This window comes from Undibacterium sp. (assembly GCF_030683615.1).
Lineage (GTDB): Bacteria > Pseudomonadota > Gammaproteobacteria > Burkholderiales > Burkholderiaceae_D > Undibacterium > Undibacterium umbellatum.
On sequence record NZ_JAUXQE010000005.1, the window covers coordinates 358,761 to 370,224 of the forward strand.

General features: G+C 48.5%; 13 protein-coding genes. 7 read left to right on the forward strand and 6 right to left on the reverse strand.

All coding sequences use genetic code 11. From position 1 onward, the window contains the following. Positions 1–199 precede the first annotated feature (199 nt). A complete protein-coding gene (locus tag Q8K39_RS02925; RefSeq protein ID WP_305258212.1) occupies positions 200–856 on the forward strand; it encodes a hypothetical protein in 657 nt (218 codons plus the stop codon). 12 nt (positions 857–868) lie between these two features. Further along, positions 869–2,116 carry a hypothetical protein gene (locus Q8K39_RS02930; protein WP_305258213.1) on the forward strand — a complete coding sequence of 416 codons (1,248 nt, stop codon included), beginning with the start codon at positions 869–871 and terminating at the stop codon, positions 2,114–2,116. Between the two features lie 140 nt (positions 2,117–2,256). Here the strand turns inward: Q8K39_RS02930 and Q8K39_RS02935 are convergent, their stop codons facing one another. From Q8K39_RS02935 to asd, 5 genes are all read right to left on the reverse strand, one after another. Then, positions 2,257–2,937: an energy transducer TonB gene (locus Q8K39_RS02935; RefSeq protein WP_186952201.1), complete on the reverse strand. Its 681-nt coding sequence runs from the start codon at positions 2,935–2,937 to the stop codon at positions 2,257–2,259. 8 nt (positions 2,938–2,945) lie between these two features. After that, positions 2,946–3,185 carry a bacterioferritin-associated ferredoxin gene (locus Q8K39_RS02940; protein WP_305258214.1) on the reverse strand — a complete coding sequence of 80 codons (240 nt, stop codon included), beginning with the start codon at positions 3,183–3,185 and terminating at the stop codon, positions 2,946–2,948. Between the two features lie 12 nt (positions 3,186–3,197). After that, positions 3,198–3,536 (reverse strand): hypothetical protein, encoded by a 339-nt coding sequence (locus tag Q8K39_RS02945; protein WP_305258215.1) that lies wholly within the window; start codon positions 3,534–3,536, stop codon positions 3,198–3,200. A 39-nt stretch (positions 3,537–3,575) separates the two neighbouring features. Then, the gene (gene hemP, locus Q8K39_RS02950; RefSeq protein WP_186952203.1) at positions 3,576–3,791 is read right to left on the reverse strand and encodes a hemin uptake protein HemP; all 216 of its coding nucleotides are present in this window, start codon (positions 3,789–3,791) and stop codon (positions 3,576–3,578) included. A gap of 314 nt (positions 3,792–4,105) precedes the next feature. Continuing rightward, the gene (gene asd, locus Q8K39_RS02955; protein ID WP_305258216.1) at positions 4,106–4,957 is read right to left on the reverse strand and encodes an archaetidylserine decarboxylase; all 852 of its coding nucleotides are present in this window, start codon (positions 4,955–4,957) and stop codon (positions 4,106–4,108) included. A 176-nt stretch (positions 4,958–5,133) separates the two neighbouring features. On the opposite strand from asd, the gene Q8K39_RS02960 reads away from it, so the two are divergent. From Q8K39_RS02960 to Q8K39_RS02975, 4 genes are all read left to right on the forward strand, one after another. Continuing rightward, positions 5,134–6,438 (forward strand): HD-GYP domain-containing protein, encoded by a 1,305-nt coding sequence (locus tag Q8K39_RS02960; protein ID WP_186952205.1) that lies wholly within the window; start codon positions 5,134–5,136, stop codon positions 6,436–6,438. A 5-nt stretch (positions 6,439–6,443) separates the two neighbouring features. Further along, complete coding sequence (locus Q8K39_RS02965; RefSeq protein ID WP_186952206.1) at positions 6,444–8,366, forward strand: PAS domain-containing sensor histidine kinase; 1,923 nt, start codon at positions 6,444–6,446, stop codon at positions 8,364–8,366. A 189-nt stretch (positions 8,367–8,555) separates the two neighbouring features. Next, entirely contained in the window at positions 8,556–9,104 is a 549-nt protein-coding gene (locus Q8K39_RS02970) for a peroxiredoxin (RefSeq protein WP_186952207.1), read from the forward strand. A gap of 77 nt (positions 9,105–9,181) precedes the next feature. Then, positions 9,182–9,706: a carboxymuconolactone decarboxylase family protein gene (locus Q8K39_RS02975; protein WP_305258217.1), complete on the forward strand. Its 525-nt coding sequence runs from the start codon at positions 9,182–9,184 to the stop codon at positions 9,704–9,706. A 408-nt stretch (positions 9,707–10,114) separates the two neighbouring features. Here the strand turns inward: Q8K39_RS02975 and Q8K39_RS02980 are convergent, their stop codons facing one another. After that, the gene (locus Q8K39_RS02980; RefSeq protein ID WP_305258229.1) at positions 10,115–10,741 is read right to left on the reverse strand and encodes a hypothetical protein; all 627 of its coding nucleotides are present in this window, start codon (positions 10,739–10,741) and stop codon (positions 10,115–10,117) included. Between Q8K39_RS02980 and Q8K39_RS02985 the strand changes: the two genes are divergently transcribed. Then, positions 10,635–10,883 carry a PsiF family protein gene (locus Q8K39_RS02985; RefSeq protein ID WP_305258228.1) on the forward strand — a complete coding sequence of 83 codons (249 nt, stop codon included), beginning with the start codon at positions 10,635–10,637 and terminating at the stop codon, positions 10,881–10,883. The genes Q8K39_RS02980 and Q8K39_RS02985 overlap by 107 nt on opposite strands. Positions 10,884–11,464 lie beyond the last annotated feature (581 nt).

An 11,464-nucleotide genomic window follows, 5' to 3' on the forward strand; every position in this document is an offset into this window, starting at 1 on the left:
AGTGATATACTCGAATTACTAAATCAGCAATATTTCAAGGCGAATTTTAATTCGCTTGAAAATATTAGGTGCTTTTGATTTGAATGCACGGAACTCTTCACTTGTTAATATTCCGAAAGGATCTGATAGTGCAATCCAGTACCATTGCTTCATCATCTTCCCCCCCCAAAAAAACGCAGAGTCTGCAAAGCATCGTCGTATGAACACCATCCGTAAAGTCTTTGCTTCGGCGCTACTTACTTTGCTGACGACTTCTTGCACACAAAGCCCTGGTGCACTGACGCAGAGAAATAGTTCTTCGGGTACTGCCTCTTCATCAACTTCTATCGCAAACAAGAAATCTATGGAAACCAATCATCAAAACGCATCTCCAGAAGTTCCGCAAATGAATGCCGAGGAAGTCAGTAAGCGTATGCTAGACCTGATTGGCAAGATCAAGACGGCGGAGGATATCTCCGCCAAAAATCTGGAGATTGCGACTGGCCTCAAGGTCTACGTTAACGCTGATAATCCCGGTAAATATGCGACTGGAGCAAAAATTACCGATACCTGGTTCTTTAACATTAAAGTGATATCCGGTAGCAAAGACGGCAAAGCTAGTCGGCTAATATTTTCGTTTGATGACCAAACCCATAGCGGTGCCGATATGACATCGATCTGCAAAGTCGATTTTGACGCTTATAAAAAACGACTGACTGAACTCGGTTTTCAATCAGAGCCTTACTATGGCGAACACAATCGGCTCATTTATTGGAATTTCTCGCGCGGTAAAGTCGAGTTACAAATTTCCATTCGTGGAGAAAGTGACGAAAATGTGAAACACAATTGTGTCTCCATGATAGTCATTGACGTCTAGAGGGGAAGTCACATGACTGCACCGAATCACATGCCCAATGCGGCGCCACCGACTGCTGAGCAAAAGCTTGATAAGATCATCAAGGACTTTGGTAATGCCAACAAGACCGCGAACAATAGTCCCGGCGATGACTTGGCCAAGCTTCTTGAGGTTTCTCCCGACCTGAAGAAGCGCATTCTTGACTCAGTCGATAAAGGGTATTTAACTCAATTTCAGGCGCTTCCTGCCAATTCTGGCACAGGCGGTTCGTATGACCCGAGTGCAAAAGCCATCAATGTACCGATGAATGTACTTCAGAAAGCCAGTACGAGCGAACGCGATAAGGGAGAGCTGATTTTTGTGATGGGTCACGAAATCCAGCATTCATTCAACGCTGCCGCAACCAAAAAGATAACCCAGGATTTCATTGATGGGACTAAGGTACTGGCAACGAGCAAGGCATCGCCGCACGACTATACCAAGGTGACTGAAGACTTTATCCAGGCTTCTCGTAAAGACGAGGCCTCTGCGCATATCGGTGGCTTCAATGCAATTGCTTCGCAAGCCAGAAAAGATAATCCAAAAGCGACGCTTGAAGATATCTACAGTACTGCCCCGGGGCGCATGCAGGATTTCATTACTGTGAGCGGCACGCCAGGAAATTATAACTACGTGATGAAGCCGGGCCTGACAGTCGATGCTGACATGAGCATGCCCTATTCGAAGGACAACGTCGCAGCCATGGGCAAGTATTACTTTGATAAATCTGCAAAGGAGTCCATGCTTGGGTCGAATCACAATCTCGATTACACCAACTTCTACGGTAGTTGGGCAGTCAATGTTGCGGGTAACAATGAAAAGGCATATCAGGACTATTACCACAAAATTGACAAGAAATACGCGACGCCTGAAGTTCAGTTCGACATGAAGCGACTGGGCTTGCAACAAGACCTGATCAATCAGAATGTGAAATTTTCCGACAACAAAGCTTTCTCCTATGTCGATACCAGCGATGGCAAGAAAAAGGCTGCGACTTTCGATCCTGATGCTTATCCGAACCTATCACCTCCTGTGAGTCCTGTCTCGCACCACGCTCTAGCGAGGCATTCCAGGCTCGACACTATTGACGGAACAACAGGCCCGGTGAACTTGTCCAGGGCGGAGCTCTCACTGCCTGTGATAAACCGTACCGGCATGCTGATGGGCGACGACACGCCATCAGGTCGCCTGCTTGGCAGAGTAACCGAAAAACTTGGAACCGGCCAACCCAAACCGGAGTGAATGCACAGAGAGAGAGCGGAGGCCGTTCTCCTATTCCCGCATTTAAAGAAGTGAAACAGAATTTGCAGCGGGAATAAAAAAAGAGGCCAGATTGCGAAATTCCCGCAATCTGGCCTCTCCCGGGGGAGGGTTCTTTATTTTCAGCTACTGAGAGAAAAGCTGATAGTCGCTGTGGCAATCACTGTCAGTGCTTTGCCATCTTCCAGGTAGGGTTTGAAAATTGCGCGCAATATCGCAATTCTGGCTGCTTCATCCAGGCGATTCGAGCCAGAGGATTTTTGGATGTCGACTTTTTCTGCCACGCCTTTTTCATTGACGAGTACCCGCAAGGTCACTTTGCCTTCTTCGCCCATGCGTTTTGACATAGGTGGGTAGTCGGCTTGTGGTGGACGCACATATTCAACAGCGCTGATTTGTTTTGGCGGCGCAATAACGGCAGGGGCATTGCTAGGTTCGAATTTGGCAACCAGCGGAGCGGGCTGAGGCGCAGGAGGTACAGGCGGTGCTGCCTGGGTAGTGATTTGATGCACTTCGGCCGGGATTTCTACTACCGGCTTGATATGTGGCACCACGGGTGCCTGCAAGGTGCTGAGTTTTTTTGTGGGAATCGGTTTTGGTGGCGGTTCTGGTTTGACCTGCGGCGGTTCTATGAAGGTCATCATCACTTCTTTTGGCAGAATTTGCACTGCGTGTGTCAGCAAGCCATGTTCCAGCGCATAAAACAGAGCCAGATGCCCCAGCACGATGCAGGCAAAAGAAAAGATCCTTGATTTGGGGGCGGTGAAATCCTGTGGTGCGTGTTGTAATGTGAGAGTGGACATGGTGAACCTCACGCTGTGACGGCGTTGGGTTGAAAGTGTAATTGTTGAATGAAATTCTGGAAGCCGGATGCATTACTGCTTTGTTCATCCATGCATTGGCGCATGATTTTGCGTGCACATCCCGCACATTTGCCGCAGCAGGTGCCGACATCGAGTTGCTTGCGCAGTTCGGCCATCGTGCTGACGCCCATGGCAACAGCCTGATGAATTTTCTTTTCCGACACATTATTGCAAACACATACAATCATGAATCACTCCATTTATGCAGATTTTTTACCAGTGAAGGCCAATAGCCAGCCCAGTTTGCGCAGCTTGTTTTTTTGCGCAGATTTCTTTTCTACCAGATTGGCCCATTGCCCGGACAACTGCTGGCAGGTAGCTCTCAGCACAGGTGCCAGGTCCGGCAAATTCGCCAACACATTCAAGTGTCTTTCTATGACTGATGCCAGCCTGGTGCTGGCCTGTTCTGCTTCTTCTGGCGTAGCACTATTCGTGCTGTGGACTGTGTAATGCGACATCAGGTGCAAGACTGCGGAAACCAGCAGTTCAGGCTGCTTGGATGTAGCAGTCAAACCCGATAATTCTTCGTTCGTCAGCATCCCACCTGGCATATCCAGTCTCCAAGAATGAGCAGCGTCTCAGGCTGTCAGTATCAACTTGTTCAGTTGTGTTATGCGCAGTCGATAAATCCGGCCCGCATGATCAATTTCCAATTCACGCTTTTGCTGCATCAAATCGCCGCTAGTAATACGGGGAATCTCTTTTGGCGTCTGATTCGTTGCTGCCGTCGCTCTTGCCGCTGCTGTTGAATTAGCCAGATCAGCGTGCTGGTGAATAGCATCATTTGTAGTCATATTTTACCTTGCAAATCTAAACGATAACAATTCTTATTTAGATTATTGAATATTCGAACATCTTTGGCAAGTGTTTTTTGTTGATATTCATCAGTTCAAGCTTGATTGCTGCCTAGCTCGTTAAAGAGGCATATAAAAAACGCAGGAAAATTGGCTTCAAAGCAATGCGCTTGGCGAATGCTTATTGCTTCTCTAAGCAGGGGGAGTGTTACTGAGCCGGATACTTGCCCATGTATTCCTGAATGGGAATGCATGGGCAAGTGTTTGAAGATAGTGGGGTATTAAGTGTATGCAGCAGAAAAAGCGTAAGTATATTATTTAGCTGGATGCATTCCCATAGCCTCACCCATGCAGACGGCTTTGGCCGCTGTCCAGGCTGGATTGAAATCGATTGTGCCTTTAGGAAAGAGCATGACTACCGTAGAGCCAAGCAGGAATCTACCCATTTCTTCGCCCTTTTTCAGGATGATTTGCTGGTTGTCGTAACGCCATTCACGCACTTCAGCGCTGCGCGGTGGATTGACTATGCCATGCCAGGTGGTGGCCATACTGCCGACGATGGTGGCACCCACCAGTGTCAATACGAAAGGTCCAGATGCCGATTCAAATACACAGACCACGCGCTCATTGCGGGCAAACAGGCCGGGCACACCGCGTGCAGTAGTTGGATTGACCGAGAATAATGCTCCTGGCACATAGATCATGCGGGTCAACCTGCCGTCACAGGGCATATGAATGCGGTGATAATCGCGCGGGCTCAGATATAGCGTGGCAAAGCTGCCATCTTCAAATAATGATGCCAGTTGGCTATCGCCGCCTACCAGGGCGGTGGTGCTGTAGCTGTGTCCCTTGGCCTGGAAAATCTGGTCTTTTGCGATAGTTCCAAATTGACTGATGGCGCCGTCTACCGGGCTTATCAGATCGCTTTGGGCGAGCGGCCTGGCTCCTGCACGCAATGGACGGGTAAAAAATTCATTGAAACTGGCATAGCTGCTGATATCAGGATTGGCGGCTTCCTGCATATTGACTTGGTATTGATCAACAAACCAGCTTATCAGTCTGGTTGTGAGCTTACCCGCCCTGGCACTGGCAATTTTGCCAGCAAACACAGTCAGCGCCTGTTTAGGCATTAAGTATTGGGGGAGGACGGCAAGGCGATCAGACACGGTAGGCAACCTTCAAAATGTACAGGACAGGGATTATAACGTTGACAGAGCCAAAGACTGGATTTTCTGTATGGTGCTTGCTATCTGTCGCCAGAAAGTCTTTCCCCAAGGCTAAGGTTTTGCAAATGCCGGGGGCGTATGCTATCGTCAGAACATATATTTACTATTGCGTCCACATGTCTGATGATAGCCAGTTAATTGTGATTGATCAGCTCCAGATCGGGATGTTCATTAAACTCGACCTGAGTTGGTTCGAACATTCTTTTCCAATGAACTCGTTCAAGATCACAAGCCAGCAACAAATCGATGACCTGGTGGCGCTCAAGCTTAAACATGTACGCTATATTCCTTCCAAGTCCGACCCGGTAGCTGTCAAGTCAGTCAATAAACCGCAGTCTGCGCCTGTTGCAGCTCCTTCCGTGCCAGCAAAGCAGTTGCATGCCAGTATCATAGATGCCAAACGCGCCCGTTTTGAAAAATTGCAAAAACAACGGGATGAAATTGCCCGTTGTGAAGAAAAATTTGTCCTTGCTGCGAGTGTGGTCAAGAACATTAACCGACTGATTTTCTCCAAGCCCAAAGAAACCATCAAGGAAGCGGGTAAGTTGGTCGATAGCATGGCGGAAGTCCTGCTCAGTGGCAATGATACCGTCATGCACCTGATACAACAGGCGGCAGGCAATGAAGAACTGTATTTCCATACCTTGAATGTGTCAGTACTGGCCATGATGCTGGCCAATGAAATGAAATGCAGCGATACCGAGATCAAGAAAATCGGCATTGCATCTCTTTTCCATGATCTGGGCAAGGTCAATGTGCCTGACCATATACTTTCCAAGACCGAGGCTTTGACCAGGCCAGAGCAAAACTTTTTTGAAATGCACCCGCAGTATGGTGTTGAGGTTGGCAAGAAGGCAGGGCTGCCACCTGCAGTGCTGGATGTGATTGCCCAACACCATGAATTCATGGACGGTACGGGTTATCCTCGCAAACTGAAAGGGGATGCAATTAGCATGCCTACGCGTATTGTGACCATCGCCAATGTGTACGATAATTTATGCAATCATATTGATACTAGGCAGTCCTTGACTCCGCATGAAGCTTTGTCAACCATGTATGCGCACAGGCGCACACAGTTTGATTCTGTCGTCATGGCTACCCTGGTCAGGAGTCTGGGGGTGTATCCGCCCGGCACTCTGGTCAGATTGTCGAATGAGGCAATTGGCCTGGTCATGAATGTGAATGTAGGCAAGCCTTTGCGTCCGCGTGTACTGGTGTATGACGCTGAGATTCCCAAGGAAGATGCCATCATTCTGGATTTGGCCGAAGAGAGTAAGGAATTATCCATCAGCGGCAGCATACGGCCCGGTTTATTGCCCAGAGCAATTTTCAATTATCTGAATCCGCGTAAAAGGGTCAATTACTATTTTGACTCCCAATCTAAGAAAACACAGGGCGGCCCTTTACCTGGCCAGAAATAGCAAAAATGACCGATGCCGGCATGCCACAGTCAACATCCGTTTTGTGTAATGGATTGCTGCGCCATATCATAGACCACAGTCGTGAAGCGATCCTAGTCGTGGATATGCAGCGCATGGAATTGGTGGATGCCAATCAACTGGCTTGCATGATGTTGGCTTACCCGCGCAGTGAGTTACTGGGCTTGCCCCTGGCAAATATAGAATGCTCCTTGCAGGATGTGTTCTTCTGGGAAGCCTTACGCGCAGATGCGCAGGCTGAAGGCCATGCCATTGCAGAAAGCGAATGGATTAGTCGCCATGGCGTCTCCTTCCCGGTGGAAAAACGTGTTACCGCGTTTATTGGGAATGGGATAGATTTTTTTATTATCCATGCCGAAGATATTACCCACAGACGTGAACTGGTCGAAGGCCAGGTGCATCTGGTGGCACAATTGCAAAGCTCCCTGGACGCCACCGCCGAAGGCATACTGTCCATCGATTTGAACGGCAATGTGGTGAACATCAATCAGCGCTTTTCCAGTATGTGGCAACTCAGTGACGAACTGCTGGCTGCCAGGGATGAGGCACAGATGTTTGCTCACATCAAGGACGCCTTGCAGGAAGCAGACAGTTTTTTTGCCAGTCTGGAAAAAATTCATGATGACCCGAACCTGGAAACTGAAGATCTCATGACCCTGAAAGACGGGCGCTATTTTATCTGCGTATCCAAACCGGAATTCATGCGCGACAGGCGCGTGGGGCGCGTCTTCAGTGTGCGTGATATCACGCAAATGAAAGAAGCAGAAGTGAGCCTGGTCGCTGCCAGGGATGCAGCCGAACAGGCGAGCAAAGAAAAATCACGCATGGTGGAAGCGCTGATGGTCAGTGAGTCACGTTTGCGCCGCCTGGTCAATTCCAGCCTGATCGGCATCATGCAAGGAAACATGAGCGGCGTGCTGACGGAAGCTAATGATGTCTTGCTGCAACTGGCGGGCGTGCAAAGGCTGGAGTTTGCTGAATTTGGCATGAGCTGGCTGGACAGAACCACAGAAGAAAGTCATGCAGCCCATCAAAATGCCATGGAAGAGTTACGCTCCCATGGACAAGCCAGACCTTATGAAGGTGAATTGATACGCAAAGATGGTGTACGCATTCCCGTCATGGTTGGGCTGGCGCAACTGGAGGGCTCTTTTTATGAATGGGTAGGTTTTGTGCTGGATTTAACCGAGCAACGCAAGGCCGACCGCATTAAATCTGAATTCATTTCTGTTGTCAGCCATGAATTGCGCACACCCCTGACTTCAATACGCGGTGCACTGGGTTTGCTGGAAAGCGGTGTTGCCGGCGAATTGACAGCCAAGACCATGCAACTCATCAAGGTTGCGCACAAGAATTGCCAGCGCCTGGGTGTCCTGGTCAATGACATTCTGGATATGGAGAAGCTGGCCTCCGGCAAAATGGTCATCAACATAGAGCGTTTCGACCTGGTTGCGGTGACCCGGCAGGCAATAGAAGCCAATGCTGGCTATGCCCAGGCTTTGAACGTGCGTTACCGCATCGTTGATCATCCAGAAAACGCCTGGGCCATGGGCGATAATGTGCGTGTTATGCAGGTGTTTGCCAACTTGCTGTCAAATGCTGCCAAGTTCTCGCCCAGTGGGGCAGAAGTGCAAGTCAGGATTACCGATATCTCAGGCAGCTACAAGATAGAGGTTGAAGACCATGGACAGGGTATACCTGAAGCTTTCAGGGAGCAGATTTTCAAGAAATTTGCCCAGGCAGATGGGACCAATACCAGGCAGCAGGGCGGCACCGGCCTGGGTTTGAATATCACCAAGACCTTTGTTGAAAAAATGGGTGGTGAAATAGGCTTCGAAACGGAAGAAGGTAAAGGCTGCACATTCTGGTTCACCTTGCTGGCATGCGCCCATCGCCGTCATGACAGATAGACTTGACATTCTGAGTCCACACTCAAATTTTTGCCTGCAAGTTCATACGCCTGTTTGCTGTTAGTCCAGGCAAGGTTTTAACTAAGTGAATAGTAGTTAAAATCTATTGGATATTTAAAATTCATAGTGATATGCTTCTTGGCGTTGTGGACATATTGTTCACCTTGTTCTGTCAATCAGGAGAATTTAATGAAAACTGTAGGTCAAAAACTCGACGCATTCAAAGTTCCAGCCGCCAAGCCGGGCTTCAATCATCATGAAGAAAACGGCGTATCCGCATTCGAGGACATCACCGAAGCTTCTTTCCCAGGCAAATGGAAAATCATTTATTTCTATCCGAAAGATTTCACTTTCGTATGCCCAACTGAAATCGTTGAATTTGCCAAACTCAATAATGACTTTGCTGACCGTGACGCAATCTTGCTGGGTGGCTCTACAGATAACGAATTCTGCAAACTGGCATGGCGCCGTGAGCACAAAGATCTGGACAAACTGAACCACTATGCGTTCGGTGATGCAACAGGTTCTTTGGTAGACATGCTGGGTGTGCGTGATGTCAACGCAGGTGTTGCACTGCGCGCGACTTTCATCGTTGATCCTGACAATGTCATTCAGCACGTTTCTGTCAACAACCTGAACGTTGGCCGTAACCCTACAGAAATCCTGCGTATTTTGGATGGTCTGCAAACAGATGAACTGTGCCCATGCAACCGTACAGTAGGCGGCTCCACTCTGTAATTCAGAGAGCCCAGTTGTAGATGTAAAATAAACCCGCTCCGGCGGGTTTTAAAACCACTTTTTGATAGGTAAATACTATGGAATTCTTGAATTTAATTAAAAATCGTATCCCTGATTATGCCAAGGATATCCGTCTGAACATCGATGGCACGATCGCCCGCTCCAGCCTGGAAGGCAATGACGCGGTAGGCGTGGCACTGGCAGCAGCATTCGCTGCAAAAAGCACAGTGATCATTGAAGCCATCAAATCCAGTGGCGCAATCACGCCAGAAGAGATCAATGCAGCGCTGACAGCAGCGGCTTTGATGGGCATGAATAATGTTTGGTACCCGTATGTGGAAATGGCCGACGATGCCGACCTGAAAACCCAGGCTGCCCAATTGCGCATGAATGCCTATGCGACCAATGGCGGTGTTGATAAGCGCCGTTTCGAGATGTACGCCTTGTCTGCTTCCATCATCGGTAAATGCCATTTCTGTGTGAAATCACATTTTGAGTTGTTGAAGAAGGAAGGCATGTCAGCCACGCAGTTGCGCGATGTGGGTCGTATTGCCGCTGTTGTCAATGCAGCGGCGCAGGTTATTTCTGCTGAGACTGTATAATTTAAGTAGATGCCATGGCGATAGCTACAGTGTACAGCATCGCTTTTGGCTCGCCCTTTCAATTAAGATTGTAGACATTGGCAAAGATCAGCTTTGTGCCGATAATATTCTGTCCGCTTACAGACAACGCGCTGGGTTGATTGGCATGAGGAAGGGATTCTGTCATCATACGGCGACCACAAGATTCATTGCTTCAGAAAGTTCCTGTCCTAGCGGACCGGTTCCTCACTACTGCTTGTCGTCGTGTGTGCTCAGGAAGTATATTGCCCTTCAGCGAGACGGTTCCAAATCTGGTAGCTTGGTCGATTGACTCCTTCCTTAATAACCGTGGCGCTCTATGCCAGGCAGCATGCTGCCCTTGGAATCGTTGAGGCGCGTCTCCTGACTGTATGACTAATTTCACCCTATTCACACCGACCTGAACTCCTTATTCTTTCGATATGGCATAAGTTCATTTCGAATTTTTTCTTGCCTACCGTTTTTCAAATTGAATAAGGAAATCAAGATGCTCAAGTCGGTCGCTGTATTTATTATTGCTTTGTCTTTCGCTCCTGCTTTTGCAGGCAACTCGTCGGCACCCGAATCGGCTTCAGCTATGGCTTCACGAAATGCTTCGGCCAAGCCTGCAAAAGTCAAGAAACCTAAAAAGTCAACTGGCAGTGCAATGGCCTCTGGGGAAGCTTCCGTGCCCGAGCACAAATGAGCCTGAAGGTGGGCTAGAGATGCCGGATTGAGATACATCTGAACAATATATAGAGAAACCAAGCAATAGACTGCAGCACGGGGTGTGGCATTGATTTGACAGGCGTGGAATGTCGGGCTGCATAGACTATATGAAGCGCAGTAAAAAACCCTTGCTGCGCCAACTTTAATTGAATTTACAGGAAAGAATATGAGAACATTTTTAGTTGCCAGCCTGATTTTGTCATTGAGCGGTGCAGTTTTCGCGGCCGACTCATCCACCCAGCAAGACAAGGCAAAAGCCTGCAAGGCCCAAGCGGCAGGCAAGTCAGGGGACGAATTGAAAACCTTCATGAAGCAATGCCTGAGTTCGGGTGTCGATACTGCGGCTGTGAAATCGGAAGGGCAGGACAAGATAAAAAGCTGTCAAGCTGGGGCAAGCGGCAAAACGGGTGCTGAGCTGAAAGCGTACCTGAAGCAATGTTCTGGTAAATAATAGCTAGCTTTACTCGATAAAGCGCCATCCTAGTGGTGGCGTTTTTTTTCGGCTGTCGGAAATTACTATGAGTTCATACGTCGAACTTCGAAATTGTTGGATGAGTTACACGCATTTGTCAGAGCGCATCAATTATTCGTTTTGTGTTGACCGTTGCGTGGGCGGGCTTTTTCCTGGCACTGAAAGATTCACTGGCCCTGTTTAATTAAACGCGTCAATGATTCATTGAGCTATAAGAGGGAAGTGGATGGAGTATGACTAATTTCACTCTTCCCAGATCGTTGCCAAATGTTTACCCTGCTTTTCGCAAATGAGCTGTGACGCGTGCCGCTTACGCGACCATCAATTAACCGACACATGCGCTAACAAACTTCTAACCGAATACGCACTTCAACATACCAATTCAATTAAAGGTTCCTAATGGCCAACACAACAGCAGATATCCAAAAGCTTTACATCGCTTACTTCAATCGCCCAGCAGACCCAAGTGGCCTGGCATACTGGATGGCGCAAAGCTTCACACTGAACCAAATCGCTGACAGCTTCTCCAAGCAAGCAGAATATGCAACAGCCTACGCTGG

What these genes read in the sequence shown, in the direction of transcription:
- Q8K39_RS02925 (WP_305258212.1), top strand. Translation starts at nt 200, where the DNA reads ATGAACACCATCCGTAAAGTCTTTGCTTCGGCGCTACTTACTTTGCTG.
- Q8K39_RS02930 (WP_305258213.1), top strand. Translation starts at nt 869, where the DNA reads ATGACTGCACCGAATCACATGCCCAATGCGGCGCCACCGACTGCTGAG.
- Q8K39_RS02935 (WP_186952201.1), bottom strand. Translation starts at nt 2,937, where the DNA reads ATGTCCACTCTCACATTACAACACGCACCACAGGATTTCACCGCCCCC.
- Q8K39_RS02940 (WP_305258214.1), bottom strand. Translation starts at nt 3,185, where the DNA reads ATGATTGTATGTGTTTGCAATAATGTGTCGGAAAAGAAAATTCATCAG.
- Q8K39_RS02945 (WP_305258215.1), bottom strand. Translation starts at nt 3,536, where the DNA reads ATGCTGACGAACGAAGAATTATCGGGTTTGACTGCTACATCCAAGCAG.
- hemP (WP_186952203.1), bottom strand. Translation starts at nt 3,791, where the DNA reads ATGACTACAAATGATGCTATTCACCAGCACGCTGATCTGGCTAATTCA.
- Q8K39_RS02960 (WP_186952205.1), top strand. Translation starts at nt 5,134, where the DNA reads ATGTCTGATGATAGCCAGTTAATTGTGATTGATCAGCTCCAGATCGGG.
- Q8K39_RS02965 (WP_186952206.1), top strand. Translation starts at nt 6,444, where the DNA reads ATGACCGATGCCGGCATGCCACAGTCAACATCCGTTTTGTGTAATGGA.
- Q8K39_RS02970 (WP_186952207.1), top strand. Translation starts at nt 8,556, where the DNA reads ATGAAAACTGTAGGTCAAAAACTCGACGCATTCAAAGTTCCAGCCGCC.
- Q8K39_RS02975 (WP_305258217.1), top strand. Translation starts at nt 9,182, where the DNA reads ATGGAATTCTTGAATTTAATTAAAAATCGTATCCCTGATTATGCCAAG.
- Q8K39_RS02980 (WP_305258229.1), bottom strand. Translation starts at nt 10,741, where the DNA reads ATGAAGGTTTTCAATTCGTCCCCTGACTTGCCTGCCGCTTGGGCCTTG.